The following is a 20,174-nucleotide window of genomic DNA, read 5'->3' on the forward strand; positions in this document are numbered from 1 at the left end:
GCTTGCGCAGCCGGCTACCGTGCAGCGCCTGCTTGCGCTCGATCGCGTCGACCACCTTGATGGCCCGCTCTTCGATCAGCTGGAAATGCAGCTGTAGGGATTCGTCGAGCACCTGTGCAGGTGCCTTGATATCGGCTTTCATGGCCCGCCCCCGGGTGTAATGGTCTGTAATAAGAAAATCGTTTTTATTTGGGTGCGGTTCAGGTGCCGCGCCCATAATTGTTCGGGCTTAAAACAGACCCAACCCAATCAGAAACCCCTCAGAAGGGAAACGCCGCGCCCTGGTACCAATGGCCAACTGCCATCGAAGCGCAAGCGGAGGCGGCACCAGCTACCACAATATCCCCCGCTAAGGGGTTTCTGATCGGATCGGGTCAAGCCCATTACTTACAGGAGCGGCCAGCGTAACCAATAAGCTATTGGATAGCCACTAAGCTATTGGATACCAGGGGCTTTTGCAGGGAAGTTAAAATAGAGAAAAATTCTATGACTACAGGAAAAGGCCCAATGCTCTACACCGTAGACATTTTGGACATGATGAAAGAGAAGCTGGGCAGCGACTATAAAGCCGCAAGAATACTGGACGTTCATCCAAATCGAATTAACCACCTTCGCCACAAAGGCGGCACTCTTACCGACCCGCAAGCACTAAAAGCTGCTGAGTTTCTAGGGTTCCCGCCCGAAGCGATCATTCTGAGCATGGCCGCCGAACGCTCCCTTAAATCCCCCGCATTCGATCTTTTGCGCAGTCTCGCGGAGGATCACACCCCAAAGATTCTGGCCGCCGCTAGTGTCCTGGCGGTGGCCATTCTGGCCAATTTCGACAACCTGTCGAAAATCCCCCTGACGTGACAATCTGCGGCGCTAAGTTATTGATTTTACTTCTGTTCTGACTCCCAGCAGTATAGATTATGTTAAATTATAGATTCACCACCTACGGGATTCCGCGCTTCCAGCCATCCTGTTCACCTTCCTCCAAGGTACCCTTCCCCATACCAAAGCCCGCTCCTGGATAAACAGGAGCGGACTTAGCGCGCCCGCGTGTCAGGCAATGGCGGCGTATGTGAATGGCTTCAGCGCAAGCCTGCCATAGACGATAAAGGTGCAGATTGCAGCCACAACCAGCCAGTAAATCATGGGGCCGTAGTTTGTATCGCCGGAAGCAATATGCAGGCCGCAGAAAACCAGCATTTCCACGGCTATGCAGGCCGCCGCTATGGGAACCAGGAACGCCAGCGGCTTGTAGAATGCCGGGAGTACCAGGCACAGGCTCAGAACCAGTTCAAATACGCCCATCGCCATCCAGGCTCCGTGAGGTATTGCGCTCAGTGACGGCACGGCTTGCTCGGAATTGGAAAATTTCCAGATCCCGCCCATGGCCGTATGCAGAGCGAGAATAATCTGAAGAACCCACAGGAAAATGTTCATGGTTTTGTCTCCGATTTTAAGAGTCCTTGGGACCGGTGTTTAGCTGCCTTACAAGTGGATCGTCAATCGATTCGGACAAGGAGGTCCTCCAGGCTCGTGAGGAAATTCCGCCATCCTTGCTTGGCACCCTGGTATGCCTGCTTCTGGTCCGGCCGGAATCCCACTTGTTCCATGCGCAGGTGCGTCCCGACACTCGACGGTGTGAGTGTAAAGGTCACCACACTCTGCAGGTTGAAGGCCGCATCCTCGTGGGCGAAGTTCCAGGTGTAGGAGAGCGCCCTATTCGGTTCTATGGTGAGAACTTCGCAGTCCAGCACCCCGCCCCAGTCGCCGCGGAGATTAAAGCGGTGTCCGGGTACTGGTTTGAAATCGTTCTTCATCAGCCAGTCTTCGATCAGGTGCGGCTGCGTGAGTGCGCGCCAGAGTTTTTCCGGCGGATGAGGGAACTCCCGCTCGACAGTAACGGAGAGTGCTTCGGTTGCTGTTTGATTCATTGCTTCATCCTTGTTATTGCGCCTATTGATCCATTCTTTTCAGCAGGTCATCGAGATCATCGAATCGGCGTTCCCAGAAGCTGGTCATCTCACTGGTCCAGTCGATTAGCGGCGCCAGGGCACCGAGCTGTGCGCTGTAGTGGGTCTGGCGACCTTGATGGCGGTCGAGCACCAACCCTGCCTGCTTCAGCACCCCGAGATGCTTTGAGACTGCCGGCTGTGAGACCCCTGCCCCGACCGTCAGGGCCCCTACCGTTAGCTCACCTTCACGGCACAAGCGCTCAAACAGGGCCCGTCGAGTAGGGTCGGCGAGGGTTTTGAAAAGTTCATCCTGGTTGTTTCTCATAGATAACTCACTGGTTATTAATTGAATAATAACCATAGAGTTATGGATTGATCAAGTTCAATCTTTGGTTACTGCGCCATCCGGCAGTTTGAGCAGACAGGTGCAAAGATCTGGCGCCAACTCTCGGTGATCCGAATGTGGCCAGTTTTCCCCTCCCTGTCGAAGGGGATGGAGCGCATTGAACTCCGGAGGGCGCGGCCGAAGCGGGAGGGCAACCAATGAAATACTGTGACATTCCAGAGGTACCCGTTTCATCATTACCCCCGCACTACTGGCCCGACCCGGTTACTGGGCGGGCGGGAGCCGCGAGGAACTCGCGACTATTTCCCGCTTTTGTTGTTGTCTCCGGTTCGCTCCGGTGCGCCTCGCGTGTAGGCGCGGGTGATACTTCGCAGACTGCCCATCTGCTTGCTGAAATTGCGACAGCCGGAGCAGATCGCCAGGTGCAGTTTCAGGCTCGTGCGCTCCTTCAGGCTCAGTTCGCGTTCCTGGGATTCCGAGAGCAGGCGGGTTATTTCGCGGCAGTTTTTCATCGCGGCTCACTCCTCACGCTGGAACCAGTTATTTTCCAGGCACTCGCGCAGTCTCAGGCGGGCGCGGTGCAGGGTTACGTTGAGATTGCTTACGCTGATCTCTGCGGCCGCGCAGATTTCGTGGCTCTCCAGTTCGATAAACTCGCGCATCATAAACAGCTGTGCCTGGCGCGCCGGCAGGTAGTCGAGACAGGATTCGAATACACGCCAGAAATGTTTTTCGTGAATCGCCGACTCGGGATCTTCCCAGTGTGCCGGACGCTCCTCCTTCAGCCAGTGGCCGTGCCGGTCAAACAGCTCGTCGTGGTCGTGCCCTTCCCTGTCCGCATTCAGGAGCTGGTCCGCGTCCACAAAGCGCTTTCGCTGGCGCAGTTGGTCGGCGATCTTGTTCTTGAGAATCGCAAAGACCCAGGTCTTCAGAGCCGATCGGCCATCAAAGGTGCGCAGATTGCGAAGTGCGCCGACCAGTGCCTCTTGTACCGCGTCCTCGGCCGACTGCGGATCATTCAGTTGCAGGCTGGCAAACCGGTGCATCTGCTGGCGCAACTCCTGCAGGAAGCGCTCGTCGGACAGGGGCGCCGGCGCTGTGGCGGCGTCCGGGGTCGCGTTATCGCTCAATGCCATCTCCTCGAAACCGAATACTGGGGTCAGGCAATAGTACCCGATATCTGTTGGCGCTCGTACGCCCGCGCTCCCGACAGTAAATATCCCTTGGTCGATAGAAAGGGGGATTTTCTTACAGAAATTGCCGGGGAGCTGTAGGAAACTGGGATCCTGCCGCAGAGGAGGCTGAAAGCTGACCCTGGCGGCGACCCTGTCGATTTGCTTGAGTGCGGGCGGCCCACGCCAGGGGCTAATTGGAGCGGAGTATCGAGTCCAGGAATTTCGGAATCCGCTCCTCCAGCCAGTAGCTCGGTTGCCACAGACTGCCGCCGACAAAGCCGACGTGACCGCCCTTCTCACTGACCTGCAGCTGCACCGCCGGGCTGACTTCCGTATCCGCGGGAATGGCAGATGGGCAGATAAACGGATCGTCCACCGCGTGGATAATCAGGGTGGGCACGCGGATATCCCGCAGCAATGGCTTGCTGGAGGCACGGGTGTAGTAGTCGTCGACGTCGCGGAAACCGTGCAGTGGTGCGGTAAAAGCGTTGTCGAAGTGGCGAAAACTGCTGAAATGAGAGGTTTCTTCCAGGCTGGGCATGGCCGCAGCAAGATTCGGATTCGCCGCTTTCTGCTGCAGGCTCTGCTTGAGGCAGGTCAGCAGGTGGCGCTGGTAGATGCGCGACAGCCCCGAATCTATGCGCCGGCTGCAGGCGTGCAGGTCCATGGGGGCAGACACGGCCGCCGCTGCGGTCAGCGGGCTGCCCTGCCCGTCCTCCCCCAGCATTTTCAATAATACATTGCCGCCCAGGGAGTAGCCGACGGCCATAAACGGCGTATTCGGCAGCTGCCGCCCGAGTTCTCCCAGTAGCCAGCGGGGGTCCTCGCTGTCGCCGCTGTGATAGGCGCGAGGCAGTTGATTCGGGATACCGCCGCAGCCGCGGAAATGCATCACCGCCACCTGGAAACCCCGCGCGAGCAATGACTCCATCATGCCCTGGGCGTAGGGGGATTCGACAGATCCTTCGAGACCGTGCAGGATCATTACCAGCGGACTAGATGGATCGTCTGTCAGCGGTCGCGGTGTATGCACGGCAAGCCGGTCGCCGTCCGGGGTTTCGTACCAGCGACACTCAGTGGCCACCCAGGGCCTGGATCTGTGAAAGCGGGCGAACACCGTCTGTAAATGACAGTTACCGAGACCCAATGCGGGCGTAAATGCAGGGGCAAAGGTGGAAGGGAACTTCTCAGTCATACATCGAAACCAGCTAGCTGAGTGCGCACCTTAACGGTTTTTGCGGTGTAACCAAAGAGCCATCATAAGGGGCGGCTCTCGTTCGCGAAGCCGCCCCGCGCCTGCAGAAATCAAAGCGTGTACAAGTAGGCCACCAGGTCCTTCTTCTCCTGTTCGGTCAACTGGGTGCCGAGCACGATATTGAAGAACTCCACCGTATCATCCAGTGTCATCAGGCGGCCGTCGTGCAGGTAGGGTGGCGAATCCTTGATGCCGCGCAGGGGGAAGGTCTTGATGGGGCCATCGGCGCTGGCGAGGCGACCGTTGATCATCTTCGGCTTGAAGAAGCGCTCGACGCGCAGGTTGTGCATCAGGTTGTCGGTGAAATATGGCGGTGTATGGCAGACGGAGCACTGGCCCTTGCCGAAGAAAACCGCTTCGCCGCGGAGCTCCTGCTCGGTGGCCTTGCTCTTGTCCAGGCGACCGAGCAGATTCAGCTTGGGCGCCGGCGGGAAGTCGAACAATTCCTGGACCTCCGCCATGAAATGCACCTGGCTGCCCCGCTCCAGGATATTGACCCCCTTCTTGGTGGCAATGACCGGGTCGCCGTCAAAATAGGCGGCGCGCTGCTCAAACTCGGTGAAATCCTCGACGCTTTTCAGGGCGCGCTGGGAACCGAACAGGCGCTGGATATTGACGCCGCGCAGGGTCGGCGTATCGATGCGGTGGCGGTGCTTTTGCGGGCGTATATCGCCGACCAGGTGGGTGGCGGCGTTGGTGTGGCCATTGACGTGGCAGTCCAGGCAGGCGACTCCCTGGCTGGGTTTCATCGAGCGCCTGTCCCAGGTGGCGTTGAACTGCTGCTGCGGGAAGGGGGTGACCAGCAGGCGCATACCCTCCAGCTGCTTCGGGTTGAGTATGCCGTTAAAAAGGTCGAAGAAGTTGCTCAGGGTGACCAGTTTGCCCTGGGAGACGTCGCCCAGGTCCGGGCGAGTGGTCAGGAAAATAGGCGGTGGAAATTCCGGCAGAAAGGCATCCGGCAGCAGGAAATCCAGGTCGAAGCGGGCCAGGTCCCTGCCCTCCTGCTCCTTCACTGCGTCGATATGAAACTGCGGGAACAGCATACCGCCTTCGTTCTGGTTCGGGTGCGGCAGCGGGTAGAAACCCTCCGGCCACAGGCCCTTGTTCCTGATATCGTCCGGAGACATCTTGGCCAGATCGTCCCAGCCGGTTCCGCGGGGCAACTTGACCCTGACGCCGCCCTGCACTGCCTTGCCGCCACTCATGGTGACGCCTTTTACCGGCTTATTGGACAGGTCGTAACGCTCATTCAACAGCGCCTTGTGGCGCTTCTCGACGTCGGACTTTTCCCCCCGCATCCGTTTGACCGTGGAGCCGAAGCTCTCCTTGTCCACCACCGGCGCGTAACTGCTGGGAGGTGCATTCATCTGCGCCAGGGCCGGAAGGGAGAATATGGAGAATACGACGATAAGCGATCGGACGACAGCTGATGATTTCATGGTTTGGATGGACATAAAGCTCCTCCGCAAAACAGTATCTTGTCTTGTTCTTTCTGGTGAGCTTCACAAGCGCCGGGGAGGCACTACCACTGCGAGAGGCATGCAATTAGATAGTTCACACGGTATAGGACCGCCAATAGATTCTAGCTTTGATGGCAATAGTAGATGGCTAATTCGGGGGGATGGCGCGAAGTTATCGCTTTGTCGTCACAGGCATCCAGTGGAGAACTATTGATCCTGCGGATTCTCGACGCGCGCGTAGAAACGATAGTCGCCACCGCGCAACAGGAGATAGATATTGTAGGGCTCGAAGGTTTTGCCGTCGTACATACCGGGGCTGCCGGCGGGCATGCCGGGTACGGAAAGGCCGAAGCTGTCCTGCGGCGGATCGGCAAGAAACTGCCAGATATACCTGGCAGGCACATGGCCTTCGAAGACGTATTTTCCGTGCCAGACCGCGGTGTGACAGCTCTCCATACCCTGGGGGACACCCCACTGCCCTTTCACTTCGCTCATATCGAGGCGGTAGCCGACACCGGTAGTCAGGCCGCCGTGCTCCAGGTGGCGGATCCATTTCTTGCAACAGAAACACAGCGGGTGCTTGTAGACGACGAAGCTGTCCGAATCAGATGCCGCGGCGGCCTCGGCCCCGTACAGGTGTGGCGAGCCGAAGAAGCCGAGCAGGCAAAGCAAGAGGATATTGCTAAGCGACCTGCGCATAGTGGATTGCATAGCGTTGCTGTAGGTCACTCCAGTGCCTGATAGGCGCGAAACCGGCTTCATCGAGCAGTCGGTTAAAGCCCGTCACGGAATATTTGTGGCTGTTTTCGGTGTGAATTGTCTCCCCCTCCGCAAAACGCACCTGCCTGCCGGCTATTCGCACACAGTGTTCCTTCAGGCTGACGAGATGCATTTCCACCCGCTGGCGCAGCGGGTGGTAAAAGGCCCGGTGGGCAAACAGGGACAGATCGAAATCCGCGTCCAGTTCGCCATTGATTCGGGCGAGGATATTCTTGTTAAACGCTGCGGTGACATGCTCGCTGTCGCAGTAGGCCCGTTCCAGCACCACGGAATCCTTTACCAGGTCTGTGCCTATCAGTATCGCATCGCCGCTGCGAAGCCGGGTGGCGAAAAACTGCAACAGCTCCCCGGCCTGGCACGGGTCGAAATTGCCGATAGTGGAACCGGGAAAGAAAAGCACTGTTTTTCCCGCGGCGAGGTCGTCCAGCTCGCGCCAGACTTCCGGCCGGGTAAAGTCCCCGACTGACGCCTGAACCTCGAGATCGGGCAACTGTGCGATGATTCTCGCCCTGGCCGCGAGCAGGATTTCCGGCGAGATATCGATGGGGTAGTAGCCGCGCGGGCTGTCCAGCTGCTCGAGCAGCGGCTGGACCTTCTCGCAGTTGCCCGCGCCCGGTTCCACAATGGCCGCCCCCGGGCCTATTTGCCGGGCCATGTCGACCATGTTGTCGGAAAATATGGCCGCCTCGGTTCGGGTCAGGTAATAGTCATCCAGCTCGCAGATGCGCTCGAACAGGCGCGAGCCGATCTCGTCGTACAGATATTTGCACGGCAGTGTTTTCTGCTGCTTGCCCAGGCCTTCCAGTACATCCCTGAGAAACACGCTTTCCTTTCGTTGTTCGTCTAGCTGTTCGCCGCAAACGGGCGACAAGGCCATATTCACATTCAGTCTCCTGCGAGGCGGATTCCTGTAAACTGCCAGGACTGGTGCGGGTAAAAGAAATTGCGATAGCTCATGCGGATATGCTCCGCCGGTGTAATACAGGAGCCGCCGCGTAGGACCTTCTGGTTGCACATGAACTTGCCGTTGTATTCGCCAACGGCATCACTGCTGGCGCGGAAGCCCGGGTAGGGCTGATAGGCGCTGCTGGTCCACTCCCACAGATCCCCGAGAAATTGTGCCTGCCCGGCACTGGCAGCCAGGGGACGAAAAGCCCGCTTCTCCAGCAGGTTGGCGCCGGCCAACTGGTCCGGTTTGCGCAGTAGGCAGGCCGCCACTTCCCATTCGAATTCGGTGGGCAGGCGTGCGCCCGACCAGGTGGCGAAGGCGTCGGCCTCGTAGTAATTGAGATGGCAGACCGGCTCCGGATCCACGAGCGGTTGCAACCCGGCCAGGGTGAACTGATACCAGCGCCCCTCCCGTTTCTGCCAGTAAAGGGGGTGTTCCAGGCGATTCTGTTGGACCTGGGCCCAGCCATCGGAGAGCCACAAGCGCGGTTCGCGGTAGCCTCCGTCCTCGATAAATTCCCGGTACTCGCCATTGCTGACCAATCGCGAGGCGATGCGGAAATCCTGCAGCAGCTGCTGGTGTGCCGGGCTCTCATTGTCAAAAAAGAAGTGCTCCCCTTCACCGCCGATACTGTAGACCCCACCGGGAATCTGCAGCCAGCTGGATTCCTCTACCCTGCCAGGCACGTCGTCGTCCGGCGCACTGTCCAGATAGGCGGGCAGTATCGGATTGATGGAAAAAGCATGTTTGATATCGGTCAGCAGCAACTCCTGGTGCTGCTGCTCGTGATTGAGCCCCAGGGTGATCAGCGCTTCCAATTCCGGTGTGACGGGATACTCGGCCAGCAATCCGTCGATGCAGCGGTCGACCGTCTGGCGGTAGGCAAACACGCTGTCGAGATCGGGCCGGGAAAGCAGGCCGCGCTGCGGGCGACTGAAGGGCGTGCCGAGGCTGTTGTAATAAGAGTTGAACAGGTGGTGGAAATCGGCATCGAACTGACGGTAACCGGGAAGGCGGGGCAGCAGGACAAAGGTCTCGAAAAACCAACTGGTGTGGGCCAGGTGCCACTTGGTGGGACTGGCGTCGGGCATTGACTGCAGCTGCATGTCCTCAGCCGACAGCGGGTCTGCCAGCTGCTCCGTCTCGCTGCGAACGCGACGGAAACGCGTGAGGAGTTGCTGCTGGATTTCTGTATCTACCTCACCCGCGAGTATCGTCATGGCGACGGCCAACTGCTCGTAAATTCCATTACATGCCATTGATCATACGCAGTTTTTCCCGGATTCCCATGCGATCACCGGACTATATGATCCATTTGACGCCAGTTTCTCTCAGCGTGTAATGCCACAATAAAAAAGGGGCCGGCAAATGCCGGCCCCTTTCAGGTTCGCTGAGTCGTCTTTCAGCTTAGAAACGTACGGTGAAGTCGGCGCCGTACATACGTGGCATGTAGCGCCAGGCCGGGCTGGCACCGATGGCCGCACCAGTACCGCCGTAACCGCCGGCGATCTCCTCATCGGTAACGTTCTGCACCCACAGGGCCGCGGAGTAGCGATCGGAAGCGCTATTCCAGCCGGCGCGCAGGTTCATCAGCTGGTAGTCCTCCACCACACGGCTGGGATCGGAGATGGTACCGACGCGCTCGTCGGTCCAGTTGTAATCCCCGCGCAGTACGATGTTGGCGCCGGAGGCCAGGTCGAGGCTGTACTCGGCCATCAGGTTGAACTTGTTCTCCGGCGTGCCCACCCGCGGTTGACCCACACGCGAGTCATCCTCGGTTTCACCCGCAGCGGTGAGGACTTCGTAGCGCGTGTACTCGGTATCCAGGAGCGAGTAGTTGCCGCCGAGCATCAGGTTGTCGGTAGCGGCCCAGAGTACTTCGACTTCCATGCCCTGCCCTTCGGCGTCGGCGTTGCGCAGGTAGTAGTTGGGGATGGGCGCGCCCACCAGGTCCAGTTCCTGCAGGTTGTCGTACTCGTAGCTGTAAATCGCCGTATTGAGCTGCATGCGGTTGTCGAACAGGCTGCTCTTCAGGCCGACCTCGAAGTTGGTAACGTCTTCCTGGTCGAAGGAGGGATCGATACCCGGCGCCGCACTGAAGCTGTTGAAGCCGCCGGCCTTGAAGCCTTCCGACAGGGAGACGTAGGTCATTACATCGTCGTTCCAGCGGTAGTCCAGCACTATGCGGCCGGAGATATCGCTCCAGGAATCATCAAGTTCCTGGTACAGGTCGGCGACGCCGTTGTTGTTAAATGCCATACCAAAAGGCTGCGCGGGGATCACGCCCGCGGGAACCGCTGGGATTGGCAGGACTCCGATGACGTTGCCGTTCGGGTCCAGTACATCCACATCGCCGCCGGTAAGCGCCAGAGGCAGGGTATTCTGGTAAGCGCTCTGGATGGTGAAGTCCTTCTCGTCGGCGGTATAGCGCGCGCCCACGGTCAGGTCCATCTTGTCGGTCAGGCTCCAGGTAAAGTCACCGTAAATGGCTGCCGAGCGGTAGTCACCGGTATTGGTAACGGATTCGTTCCAGGGGGTGTCCGCCATTACCCAGGGTGTAATGCCCGCCATCAGTTGCGCAGCCATCTGCTCGCGGTCGAGCATGCTGGCAGTGATAAAGTCCGGAGCGCCGAACATGGCGAGGAGCTGGTCAGCCTGGCCCGACTGAACCATCAGGTCGTATACAAAAGTGGCCACCGCGGCGCCTTCCAGTCCGCCGGCGATCATTCCCTGACGGGTCTGTACTGCGATATCTTCCAGTTCAGTGGTAGTCAGGCCGGCATTCTCGTAGGCGGCCTTGACACCCTCATAGACTGCGAAGGATTCCAGCGAGCCGGCGGTAAAGTAGGCGTCGGTCACATGCTCCAGCTTCTCCTGGGCGTAGGAGGCACCGAGGGTCCACTTCAGTCTATCGGTGGCGCCATTCAGGCGGAATTCCTGGGAGAACTGTTCCTGCTCGTCGAAGTTCGCGGAGCCGAACATATAATCCGGGTTCGCAGTGCCGTCCTCGTCCTGCTGCAGGTGCGAGTCGAACTTGCTGAAGGCAGTGATGGAGGTGAGGGTGAAGTTCTCGAAGTCGCTGGTAACCGTCAGCGAGGTGCCGAAAGAATCGCGGTCTTCGATGGTCGGGGTGTCCAGGGCGTAATCGCCGAAGACATCGGTACCGCCATCTATCGCCTGCAGGCTGGGTACTATGGAAGTACGCAGCGCGCTGCCCTGGTCCATCACGCCGTAGTCAGCGCGCCACAGGACTTCGGTATCGGCGGTCGGTTCCCACAGCAGGGAGGCGCGGTAGGTCTGGGTGTCCTGGTTGCCGGCGGAGAAGCCGCCCGCCAGGTTGTCGGCAAAGGCGTCGCGACGGTTGTTGGACGCAGTGATGCGACCGTAGAGGTTGTCGCTCAGCTGGCGATTAACCAGCAGGTCCGCGGACTGGCGGCCGTAGTTGCCGGCGGTCACGCTCAATTCGGTGGTGTCGTCGGCCTGCGGCTTCTTGGTGATGATATGGATAGCACCGCCAGTGGCGTTGCGGCCGAACAGGGTGCCCTGGGGGCCCTTCAGCACTTCCACTCGCTCGATATCCGCCAGTGGCACCTCGGCGCCGGCACCGCGGCCGTTATAGACACCATCGACATAGACGGCCACTGCCGGGTCTGAGCCCACGGTGAAGTCCGAGGTCTGGATACCGCGAATGTTATAGGTGGGCTGCAGGGGCGTGTCGTTGTTCATCTCGACACCGGGCGTCGACTTGCCCAGGTCGGTCAGGTTCTTGACGCCCATGGCCTTGATGTTGTCGCCGGTTACGGCGGAGATGGCAATGGGTACGTCCTGCAGGTTTTCCGCACGTTTCTGCGCGGTAACCACTACTTCCTCGATTTCCGCAGCATAGGCTGTACCGCTGATGGCAGTGGCAAAGGCAATGGCTCCGGAGAGGGTAGACAGGCTGAATTGACGGATTTTCCCGTTCTGATCGGCGTCGTGCATCATCGCGTCCTCGCGTTTGTTGTTATAGAAAAGCGTGATGTTTCTTAATTTCTGGTTTTTGTTATTGGGCGCCATCTTACGATCACGAAGGAGGATTTGAAAGCCTGTTATGACTTTTTTCTAGTGACTGGTCAGTTCTCTGTGGCGCAGAATAAAGAATCCGCACTTTACTGGCATTAGATTCCACGGAAAATCGATTTTTGTGACCCGTATCTGTCCCTGAGTAACTATTTTGTTGCGGCTGTCGGTTGCTAAAATCGCGAAATACACCAAATACAATAATGTCCCGGTGAAATACCCCATGACCCAGAGCTCTTCGCCCAAGCGGCTGCTGCCGCGCCTCCTGTTCGGCCTGTCAGCGTTCATTGTCATCTCTTTGCTCGGTGCCTGGCTGTGGCTCCGCCAGAGTCTGCCGGTTCTCGAAGGCGCACTGGAAACCGGCGGCTTGCTGAAAGCCCCGGTGACCATCAGCCGCGACGCCCAGGGCATTCCCCTGATCGAGTCGGAAGACCGCAACAGCACCGCCTTTGCCCTCGGCTTTCTGCACGCGCAGGAACGTTTCTTCCAGATGGACCTGCTGCGACGCAATTCGGCCGGCGAGCTGTCGGAGCTGGTGGGCGGGGCGACCCTGAAACACGACCAGGCCGTGCGCCTGCACCAGTTCCGCAAGCGCGCCGAGCGCAATATCGCCGCCCTGCCCCGGGCACAGCGGCAGCTGCTGGAAAAGTATGTGCAGGGCGTCAACTACGGTCTGCAGCAGTTGGGGGCCAAGCCCTGGGAATATATGTTGCTGGGGCGGGAGCCGGAGCCCTGGACCAGTGCAGACAGCCTGCTGACGATATTCAGCATGTACCTGACGCTGCAGAGCCCCATCGGCAAGTTCGAGCTGCGCGATACCGCGCTGGCCGAGCTGCTGCCGCGGGATCTCTACGAGTTCTACTTTCCCACCGGCGGCAGCTGGGATGCACCACTGATCGGCGAGGCCCGCGGTCCGATAGCCCTGCCCGAGACACCCATAGCGTCGCTGCTCGAAGAGGGTGAAGCCGTCGCCTATCGGGTAATGGCGAGCGACGACAGCGTCTACGGCAGTAACAACTGGGTCGTCGGCGGCGCCCTGACCGAACACGGCGGCGCCATTCTGGCGGACGATATGCACCTGGAGCTGAATGTACCCAATATCTGGTACCGCGCCGGCTGGTCTCTTCCCGGCAGCGGTCGCACCATGCGCGGAGCGACCCTGCCCGGCGGCCCCATCGCAGTGATCGGCAGCAACGGGCTGGTGGCCTGGGGCTTTACCAATACCTTCGGCGACTGGGGCGACCTGATTCCGCTGGAGCTGAGTGAAGACGGCTCCCAGTACCGGACCCCGGACGGCTGGCGCGAGTTCGAGCTGGAACGGGAAGTCATCGCGATCAAGGAAGCGGAGCCGGAGTCGCTGGAAGTGCGCAAAACCATCTGGGGCCCGGTGGTGGCTGAAAACGGCCGTGGAATCCCCCTCGCCTACCGCTGGATCGCGCACGATATCCGCGGCGGCAATCTGAATCTGTTGCACCTGGAAGCAGTCGCCTCCGCGAAAGAGGCGCTCGACCTGGGGCCGCAGCTGGGGATTCCACACCAGAACCTGGTCGTCGGTGACCGGGACGGCCATATCGGCTGGACGGTGGGCGGCGCCATCCCGCGCCGGGTGGGGTTCGACGGCAGTCGATCGCAATCCTGGGCCGATGGCAGCGCCTACTGGGACGGCTACCTGAGCGTCGAGGAGCAGCCGCGCGTCTATGATCCCCCATCCCACCGCATCTGGACCGCCAACGGGCGCACCATGGATGGCGACTACCTGCACGTGATGGGCAATCACGGCTACGCCCTGGGCGCGCGACAGCAGCAGATCCGTGACGACCTCTTCACCCGGGAGACTTTCGACGAGCAGTCCCTGCTGGATATCCAGCTGGATGATCGCGCAGTGTTCCTGCAGCGCTGGCAGGAGCACCTGGTGGCACTATTGAACGGCCAGGACAGCTATCGCGACGTGCGCGAGCAGGTGCAGAATTGGGGTGGCCGCGCCAGCGCCGACTCTGTCGGTTACCGCATAGTGCGCAACTACCGGCTGGAGTTCATGAAGATCACCACAGCGCCGGTCCTGACCTATATGCGCCGCCACCAGCCGGACTTTTCCTTCGGCCCGCTGAAGCGCCAGTTCGAGTACGCGCTCTGGGAAATGGCACAACAGGAACCGGCGCAGTTGCTGAACCCGGACTTCGAATCCTGGCGCTCACTGAAGCTGGCGGCACTGGATCGGGTGCTGGCGGAGATGGGCGAGGACGGCCGCCCGCTCGGGGAGCAGACCTGGGGTGTCGAGAACACCGCCCGAATCCAGCACCCCTTGGGACGGGTCGTTGCGGCGGTCAACTGGTTTACCGCCATGCCGGCGGACCAGCTCTCCGGCGATACCCACATGCCGCGCTACCAGTCTCGCAGCAACGGCGCATCGGAGCGCATGGTCGTGGCGCCGGGACGCGAGGCGCATGCGATTTTCCATATGGCCACGGGCCAGAGTGCACACCCGTTGTCGCCATTTTTTGGCAATGGTCACGGGGACTGGGTTGACGGGAAACCGTCACCGCTGGTGGAGGGAGAAGTGCGCTACTCGCTGACGCTTCGCTAAGTCAGTGGCCGGTGGCCGGCATACCGGCTGCTCGCCACCAGCCAACTCCATCACGCGGTTTCGTCGAGTATCGCGAAAGACAGGAATGATGTGAGCAGGCCCACCGCCAGTACAAATGGCATCAGCGGAAAGCAGAGCATTAACAGCGAGGAGCCTATCCAGAGGTTTTTCACCCAGCTTCTTTTCAGGCGGTATCGGTCGGAGTAGCGGCGAGAGTGGCTGTCCTCCTGGCTGGGCACACAGATTTCGTTTTCTCGCGGCAGATAGAATCGCACTAAAAGAGTGCAGTAAAACCGGATCAGGGCCAACAACATAACGAGCACCGGGTGCAAACTTCTTTTGCAGTATAGATGCTCGGTTGGATCCGGCTTTTTCCTACAGAATGGGGAGTAGATTTTACTCGGGTTTATACCAGCGCAGTTTTTCGTGCAGGCTGACAACGCCACCGACAATTGTCAGCGCCGGTGCCTCCACTTCTTCAGTCACCGCCAGCGCAGGCAGCGTAGAAATATTGCCGACCACGACCCGCTGCTCCCTGGTGGTGCCCTTCTCTACCAGCGCCGCCGGCGTATCTTCCGGCAGTCCGTTAGCTGCCAACTGCTTGCAGATGGTCTCGAGGCCGGTGAGCCCCATATAGAAGACGAGAGTCTGCCCGGGAGACGCCAGCTCGGCCCAGGGCAACTCCAGCTCGCCCTGCTTTAAATGCCCGGTTATAAAGCGCACCGACTGCGCGTGGTCGCGGTGGGTCAGCGGAATACCTGCGTAGCTGGAGCAGCCAGAGGCGGCGGTAATACCCGGCACCACCTGGAACGGGATCCGGGCCTCGGCCAGCTTGTCTATCTCCTCGCCACCGCGACCGAAGATAAAGGGGTCGCCGCCCTTCAACCGCAAGACCTTCTTTCCCTGTAGCGCCTGGTCCACCAATAGCTGATTGATACCCTCCTGGGGCACCGAGTGAAATTCCTTTTTCTTGCCCACGTAGATACGCTCGGCATCGCGGCGCACCAGGTCCAGAACCTGCGGGGATACCAGGCGATCGTAGAGCACGACGTCAGCCTGCTGCATCAGGCGCAGGGCGCGGAATGTCAGCAGGTCCGGATCTCCCGGACCGCCGCCGACCAGGTAGACCTCGCCGCCCGGCGCCGGGCGGGCGGCCCCCTGCTGCAGTGCCGCAAGCAGCTCCGCCTCTCCCTCGCGTACCCTGCCCCCCTCGACTTTGGAGGCTACAGGGCCGGTAAAAACCCACTGCCAGAAATCCTTGCGCTGCGCCTCCGGCAGTGCCGCCTTGACCCTGTCGCGCATCCGCGCTGCGAGTTCCGCCAGCGAGGCGATACCGGGGGACAGCAGCGCCTCCAGCTGCGCGCGGATACGCCGCGCCAGCACCGGCGCGGCGCCACCACTGCTGATGCCGATCGATACCGGGCCGCGCTCTACGATGGCCGGGAAGGTAAAGGTGCACAGTTTTGGGGCATCCACCACATTGACCGGCAGGCGCCGGGACCGGGCATCGGTGGAGACGGCGCGATTGATGTCGCTGTCGGCGGTTGCGGCGACGACCAGCTCGGCGCTGTCGAGAAAATCTGCGCGGTATTCGGCCTGGAAGAACCGCCCGTCGCTCTGCTCGAGCAGCTGCTGCAGTTCTTCGGTAATTTGGGGGGATACCACTAACAGACGCGCGCCGGCCCTGGCCAGCAGGCGCGCCTTACGGGTAGCGACCGCGCCGCCGCCGACTAGCAGGCAGTTGCGGCCTTTGACATCAAAGGCGAGAGGTAGATAACGCAAGGTAGAATTCCGTTGTCGGGCCGACCCCATGCCGGCCCTCTGGGCAGCGGGCGAAGATTATCTTCGCGCCAACGGATTACGTTATGCAGATTCCGGGCCAAGAACTTCCCGGCCGCGCATATAGGGGCGCAGTACTTCCGGCACCTCGATACGGCCATCTTCGCGCTGGTAGTTTTCCAGCACCGCAATCAGGGTGCGCCCCACCGCCAGGCCAGAGCCGTTCAAGGTGTGCAGCAGCTCCGGCTTGCCGGTTTCCGGGTTGCGCCAGCGGGCCTTCATGCGGCGCGCCTGGAAGTCACCCACCAGGGAGCAGGAGGAAATCTCCCGGTATTTGTCCTGGGATGGAATCCACACCTCTATATCGTAGGTCTTGCGCGCGGCAAAACCGATATCGCCGCCGCACAGCACCACGGTGCGATACGGCAGGTTTAGCTTCTGCAGTATGGTTTCCGCGTTCTGTACCAGCGCCTCCAGCGCCTCTTCCGACTGGTCCGGGCGGGTCGCCCATACCAGCTCGACTTTTTCGAACTGGTGCTGGCGAATCATGCCGCGGGTATCGCGGCCGTGGGAGCCGGCCTCGGAGCGGAAACAGGGAGTGTGGGCGACGAATTTGTGCGGCAGGGACTGGGCATCTTCGACGATTTCGTCGCGGTAGAAGTTGGTCAGCGGCACTTCGGCGGTCGGGATCAGGTAGAAGCCGCGCTCGTCGGTCAGCTTGAACAGGTCTTCCTCGAACTTCGGCAGCTGCGAGGTGCCGAAGAGGGACTCGCCGTTGACGATCGCCGGCACATTGGCCTCGCGGTAGCCGTGCTCCTCGATATGGGTGTCGAGCATAAACTGCGCCAGGGCACGGTGCAGTTTGGCCACCTGCCCGGTCATCACGGCGAAGCGTGACCCGGTGAGTTTGGTGGCCATCTCGAAATCCAGGCCACCCAGTTGCGCGCCCAGGTCCACGTGGTCCCTGATCTCGAAATCGAACTGGCGCGGCTGGCCCCAGCGGCGCACCTCGACGTTGTCGTCCTCGCTTTCGCCTTCCGGGACGGATTCATCCGGCAGGTTCGGGATGGCGGACAGGATCGCATCCAGCTCCTGTTGCAGTTCGCCCAGGGACTGCTTGGCTTCATTCAGCTCGCCGCCGAGGGACTCCACTTCTTTCAGCAGCGGGGCTATATCCTCGCCGGACGCCTTGGCGCGGCCGATATTCTTCGACTTGCTGTTGCGCTCATTCTGCAGGCTCTCGGTGCGCACCTGTAATTCCTTGCGGCGCTCCTCTAGGCTTTCCAGTTTTGCAGTGTCCAGTTCCACGCCGCGTTTTTTCAGGGCCGCGGCCACTTGTTCCATTTGGGTGCGAATGAGTTTCGGGTCGAGCATTGTTTCCAGTTCGCCTGCGAGCAGGCTCCTACAGCATGGTTGTTTAAAAGTATTTCGTTGCCAGGGCGATGGCGCCCACTGTTGCGGCCAGGCACAGCGCGAAGCTGATCAGGATATTGGCCAGCGCCGCCAAAGGCTGGCCATTGTGCCACAAGATGACGGTTTCCAGCGAGAAGGTGGAGAAGGTGGTCAGGGCACCGAAGAAGCCGGTCATCAGCAGCAGGCGCCATTCGTGGCCAAGCATGGCGCGCTCGACGATCGCCACATAGGCGATACCGATCAAAAAAGAGCCGGCGACATTGACGATCAGGGTACCGTAGGGGAACTTGCCGCTGAACAGGTGGAAACTGCCCACGGTGATCAGGTGGCGAAAAACTGCTCCCAGCGCGCCACCGAAGGCGATAGCCAGCCACTGCATTTTTTATTCTCCTCTACGCCAACCACTGATCACCGGTCACTGGCCACTCTTGTCATAGCGCTTTTGCTCACTCTCGCGGTTGAGTCGGCGCAGGTGCTCCAGCTTCTCGCCGATCTTCAGCTCCAGGCCCCGCGGCACCGGCTGGTAGTAGCTGCGCCCGGAAATCTCCTCGGGCAGGTAGTTCTCGCCGGCGGCGAAGGCGTCGGGCTCGTCGTGGGCATAACGGTAGTCGGCGCCGTGGGCCATGCTCTTGGCCAATTTGGTGGGCGCGTTGCGCAGGTGAATCGGCACTTCAAAGCTGGGATCGCGGCGGATATCCGCCAGTACCCGCTTGTAGGCGGTGTAGACCGCGTTGCTCTTGGCCGCCACGGCCAGGTAGGCCACGGCCTGGGCGATAGCCAACTCCCCTTCGGGACTGCCGAGGCGTTCCTGCACATCCCAGGCATTCAGGGCCAGCTGCAGCGCGCGCGGGTCCGCATTGCCGATATCCTCACTGGCCATACGCACCACGCGGCGGGCGATGTACAGCGGGTCGCAGCCGCCGTCGACCATGCGCGCAAACCAGTAGAGGGCCGCATCCGGATCCGAGCCGCGCACGGATTTGTGCATCGCCGAGATCTGGTCGTAGAAGTAGTCGCCGCCCTTGTCGAAGCGGCGCACGTCGGCACTCAGCACCTCTGCCAGCACACCCTCATCGACCAGGTACTGGCCGCCCTCCTCCCTCGACAGGTCGCAGGCGATTTCCAGCAGGTTCAGGGCGCTGCGCGCATCGCCGTCGGCGGCCCTGGCAATCCTGGCCAGAATCTCGTCGGCAATGCTGATTTCGCGCGCCGCCAGCTCTGCATCATCCTCCAGTGCCCGCTGCATCAGTCCGAGCAGCTCCTCTTCTGGAATACTGCGCAACAGATAGACGCGGCAGCGGGACAGCAGCGCATTGTTCAGCTCGAAGGCCGGGTTTTCCGTGGTGGCACCGACGAAAGTCACGGTGCCCTCCTCCACGTAGGGCAGGAAGGCATCCTGCTGCGCCTTGTTGAAGCGGTGTACCTCGTCGACGAACAGTATGGTGCCGCGCCCGAACTGGGCGCTGTGCTGTTCGGCTTCCGCCACCGCCTGGCGAATTTCCTTGACGCCGGCCAGCACTGCAGAGAGGGTCGCGAATCGCGCGTCGCACTCCTTCGCCAGCAGACGCGCAAAGGTCGTTTTGCCCACCCCCGGCGGCCCCCAGAGCACCATCGAGTGCAACTGGCCGCGCTCCACGGCCTCGCGCAGCGGTTTTCCCGCCCCCAGTAAATGCGCCTGGCCCACATACTGGGCCAGGGATTCCGGCCGCATACGCGCGGCCAGGGGTTGATGTCTGGGCCTGGACTGAAAGAGGTCACTCATCGCGGATGACGTCGGTACCTTTCGGCGGTTTGAAATTGAAGATCGAATTGGACAGTTTCGGGTTTGCCTGCATGCCGCTGAACTTGATTTTGGTGGTCTGCCCCATGCCGTCGCGTACGGTCATGCCTGAAGGCAAGCCATTCCCGCTGAAGCGGATCTCCATGGTCTTGAATGGCGCCGAGGCATTCTTCGGTGTCAGGTGATAGCCACCCTTCTTGCTGCTGACATTGAAGGAGCCGCGGATTTCCTCCACCTTGCCGCCGAGCAGCAGCGCTGGCGTCTCTTTCATGCGCTTGTCTACCGGGCGCACCGTGACCTGTTCCAGGTCCGGATCGTAGAGCCACAACTTCTTGTTGTTGGTGACCAGCAGCTGGGGGAAAGGCTCGCCGGTCTGCCAGCGCAGCTTGCCCGGGCGCTGCACCGAGAAGTTGCCGCTGCTCTTCTGCAGCACTTCACCGCGCTCGTCGAGCAGTGTCTGTTGGAAGTTGCCGGACAGGGCCGCCAGGGGTTGCAGCAGGCGGCTCAGCTCGTCGGTGGCATCGGCCCAGGCAGTACCGGCAAAGACGCCCAGGGCCACGAGGGAGTTGCGCAGTAGCTTTTTCATATCAGGATTCCAGTCTGGGGATTTCCCTAAAGATTAGTTCCCGGCGGGTGAATATCGCCTGAACC

At 60.4% G+C, this 20,174-nt stretch carries 19 protein-coding genes; 2 read left to right on the plus strand and 17 right to left on the minus strand.

The annotated features are described in order from the left end of the window. The first annotated feature begins 486 nt into the window (after window positions 1-486). Window positions 487-852 carry a hypothetical protein gene (locus IG627_RS17835; protein ID WP_226865401.1) on the plus strand — a complete coding sequence of 122 codons (366 nt, stop codon included), beginning with the start codon at window positions 487-489 and terminating at the stop codon, window positions 850-852. A gap of 192 nt (window positions 853-1,044) precedes the next feature. On the opposite strand, the gene IG627_RS17840 is transcribed toward IG627_RS17835, so the two are convergent. From IG627_RS17840 to IG627_RS17890, 11 genes are all read right to left on the minus strand, one after another. Then, window positions 1,045-1,428: a DoxX family protein gene (locus IG627_RS17840; protein ID WP_193194165.1), complete on the minus strand. Its 384-nt coding sequence runs from the start codon at window positions 1,426-1,428 to the stop codon at window positions 1,045-1,047. 62 nt (window positions 1,429-1,490) lie between these two features. Next, complete coding sequence (locus IG627_RS17845; protein ID WP_193194167.1) at window positions 1,491-1,922, minus strand: SRPBCC family protein; 432 nt, start codon at window positions 1,920-1,922, stop codon at window positions 1,491-1,493. 22 nt (window positions 1,923-1,944) lie between these two features. Next, window positions 1,945-2,268, minus strand: coding sequence for an ArsR/SmtB family transcription factor (locus tag IG627_RS17850; RefSeq protein ID WP_193194169.1), 324 nt, complete (start codon window positions 2,266-2,268; stop codon window positions 1,945-1,947). A 320-nt stretch (window positions 2,269-2,588) separates the two neighbouring features. Continuing rightward, window positions 2,589-2,801: a zf-HC2 domain-containing protein gene (locus IG627_RS17855; protein ID WP_193194171.1), complete on the minus strand. Its 213-nt coding sequence runs from the start codon at window positions 2,799-2,801 to the stop codon at window positions 2,589-2,591. 6 nt (window positions 2,802-2,807) lie between these two features. Then, a complete protein-coding gene (locus IG627_RS17860; protein ID WP_226865402.1) occupies window positions 2,808-3,419 on the minus strand; it encodes an RNA polymerase factor sigma-70 in 612 nt (203 codons plus the stop codon). Window positions 3,420-3,654: 235 nt separating this feature from the next. Then, window positions 3,655-4,659: a hydrolase gene (locus IG627_RS17865; protein ID WP_193194175.1), complete on the minus strand. Its 1,005-nt coding sequence runs from the start codon at window positions 4,657-4,659 to the stop codon at window positions 3,655-3,657. A 110-nt stretch (window positions 4,660-4,769) separates the two neighbouring features. Then, window positions 4,770-6,158, minus strand: coding sequence for a cytochrome B6 (locus tag IG627_RS17870; RefSeq protein ID WP_193194203.1), 1,389 nt, complete (start codon window positions 6,156-6,158; stop codon window positions 4,770-4,772). 228 nt (window positions 6,159-6,386) lie between these two features. Next, window positions 6,387-6,878 (minus strand): DUF411 domain-containing protein, encoded by a 492-nt coding sequence (locus IG627_RS17875; RefSeq protein WP_193194177.1) that lies wholly within the window; start codon window positions 6,876-6,878, stop codon window positions 6,387-6,389. Continuing rightward, entirely contained in the window at window positions 6,862-7,782 is a 921-nt protein-coding gene (gene egtD / locus IG627_RS17880; protein WP_319024602.1) for an L-histidine N(alpha)-methyltransferase, read from the minus strand. Before egtD ends, IG627_RS17875 begins: the two co-directional genes overlap by 17 nt. A gap of 62 nt (window positions 7,783-7,844) precedes the next feature. Beyond that, window positions 7,845-9,128, minus strand: a complete 1,284-nt coding sequence (gene egtB, locus IG627_RS17885) for an ergothioneine biosynthesis protein EgtB (protein ID WP_193194207.1) — start codon at window positions 9,126-9,128, stop codon at window positions 7,845-7,847. Between the two features lie 187 nt (window positions 9,129-9,315). Beyond that, complete coding sequence (locus tag IG627_RS17890; protein WP_193194209.1) at window positions 9,316-11,889, minus strand: TonB-dependent receptor; 2,574 nt, start codon at window positions 11,887-11,889, stop codon at window positions 9,316-9,318. A gap of 301 nt (window positions 11,890-12,190) precedes the next feature. On the opposite strand from IG627_RS17890, the gene IG627_RS17895 reads away from it, so the two are divergent. Then, window positions 12,191-14,551: a penicillin acylase family protein gene (locus tag IG627_RS17895; protein WP_193194179.1), complete on the plus strand. Its 2,361-nt coding sequence runs from the start codon at window positions 12,191-12,193 to the stop codon at window positions 14,549-14,551. 50 nt (window positions 14,552-14,601) lie between these two features. On the opposite strand, the gene IG627_RS17900 is transcribed toward IG627_RS17895, so the two are convergent. From IG627_RS17900 to lolA, 6 genes are all read right to left on the minus strand, one after another. Beyond that, window positions 14,602-14,790: a hypothetical protein gene (locus IG627_RS17900; RefSeq protein WP_226865403.1), complete on the minus strand. Its 189-nt coding sequence runs from the start codon at window positions 14,788-14,790 to the stop codon at window positions 14,602-14,604. A 157-nt stretch (window positions 14,791-14,947) separates the two neighbouring features. Beyond that, window positions 14,948-16,333 (minus strand): siroheme synthase CysG, encoded by a 1,386-nt coding sequence (cysG, locus tag IG627_RS17905; RefSeq protein WP_193194183.1) that lies wholly within the window; start codon window positions 16,331-16,333, stop codon window positions 14,948-14,950. 81 nt (window positions 16,334-16,414) lie between these two features. After that, window positions 16,415-17,704 carry a serine--tRNA ligase gene (gene serS, locus IG627_RS17910; RefSeq protein WP_193194185.1) on the minus strand — a complete coding sequence of 430 codons (1,290 nt, stop codon included), beginning with the start codon at window positions 17,702-17,704 and terminating at the stop codon, window positions 16,415-16,417. A gap of 43 nt (window positions 17,705-17,747) precedes the next feature. After that, window positions 17,748-18,122: a fluoride efflux transporter CrcB gene (gene crcB / locus IG627_RS17915; RefSeq protein ID WP_193194187.1), complete on the minus strand. Its 375-nt coding sequence runs from the start codon at window positions 18,120-18,122 to the stop codon at window positions 17,748-17,750. 36 nt (window positions 18,123-18,158) lie between these two features. Continuing rightward, window positions 18,159-19,505: a replication-associated recombination protein A gene (locus IG627_RS17920; protein ID WP_193194188.1), complete on the minus strand. Its 1,347-nt coding sequence runs from the start codon at window positions 19,503-19,505 to the stop codon at window positions 18,159-18,161. Next, complete coding sequence (lolA, locus tag IG627_RS17925; protein WP_193194190.1) at window positions 19,498-20,109, minus strand: outer membrane lipoprotein chaperone LolA; 612 nt, start codon at window positions 20,107-20,109, stop codon at window positions 19,498-19,500. Before lolA ends, IG627_RS17920 begins: the two co-directional genes overlap by 8 nt. Between the last annotated feature and the right edge of the window lie 65 nt (window positions 20,110-20,174).

The sequence above is a fragment of the Microbulbifer taiwanensis genome (assembly GCF_014904815.1).
Classification (GTDB): Bacteria; Pseudomonadota; Gammaproteobacteria; order Pseudomonadales; family Cellvibrionaceae; genus Microbulbifer; species Microbulbifer taiwanensis.

What these genes read in the sequence shown, in the direction of transcription:
- IG627_RS17870 (WP_193194203.1), bottom strand. Translation starts at nt 6,158, where the DNA reads ATGAAATCATCAGCTGTCGTCCGATCGCTTATCGTCGTATTCTCCATA.
- egtB (WP_193194207.1), bottom strand. Translation starts at nt 9,128, where the DNA reads ATGACGATACTCGCGGGTGAGGTAGATACAGAAATCCAGCAGCAACTC.
- IG627_RS17850 (WP_193194169.1), bottom strand. Translation starts at nt 2,268, where the DNA reads ATGAGAAACAACCAGGATGAACTTTTCAAAACCCTCGCCGACCCTACT.
- IG627_RS17865 (WP_193194175.1), bottom strand. Translation starts at nt 4,659, where the DNA reads ATGACTGAGAAGTTCCCTTCCACCTTTGCCCCTGCATTTACGCCCGCA.
- IG627_RS17895 (WP_193194179.1), top strand. Translation starts at nt 12,191, where the DNA reads ATGACCCAGAGCTCTTCGCCCAAGCGGCTGCTGCCGCGCCTCCTGTTC.
- IG627_RS17835 (WP_226865401.1), top strand. Translation starts at nt 487, where the DNA reads ATGACTACAGGAAAAGGCCCAATGCTCTACACCGTAGACATTTTGGAC.
- IG627_RS17855 (WP_193194171.1), bottom strand. Translation starts at nt 2,801, where the DNA reads ATGAAAAACTGCCGCGAAATAACCCGCCTGCTCTCGGAATCCCAGGAA.
- IG627_RS17845 (WP_193194167.1), bottom strand. Translation starts at nt 1,922, where the DNA reads ATGAATCAAACAGCAACCGAAGCACTCTCCGTTACTGTCGAGCGGGAG.
- lolA (WP_193194190.1), bottom strand. Translation starts at nt 20,109, where the DNA reads ATGAAAAAGCTACTGCGCAACTCCCTCGTGGCCCTGGGCGTCTTTGCC.
- serS (WP_193194185.1), bottom strand. Translation starts at nt 17,704, where the DNA reads ATGCTCGACCCGAAACTCATTCGCACCCAAATGGAACAAGTGGCCGCG.
- IG627_RS17890 (WP_193194209.1), bottom strand. Translation starts at nt 11,889, where the DNA reads ATGCACGACGCCGATCAGAACGGGAAAATCCGTCAATTCAGCCTGTCT.
- IG627_RS17875 (WP_193194177.1), bottom strand. Translation starts at nt 6,878, where the DNA reads ATGCGCAGGTCGCTTAGCAATATCCTCTTGCTTTGCCTGCTCGGCTTC.
- IG627_RS17840 (WP_193194165.1), bottom strand. Translation starts at nt 1,428, where the DNA reads ATGAACATTTTCCTGTGGGTTCTTCAGATTATTCTCGCTCTGCATACG.
- IG627_RS17920 (WP_193194188.1), bottom strand. Translation starts at nt 19,505, where the DNA reads ATGAGTGACCTCTTTCAGTCCAGGCCCAGACATCAACCCCTGGCCGCG.
- crcB (WP_193194187.1), bottom strand. Translation starts at nt 18,122, where the DNA reads ATGCAGTGGCTGGCTATCGCCTTCGGTGGCGCGCTGGGAGCAGTTTTT.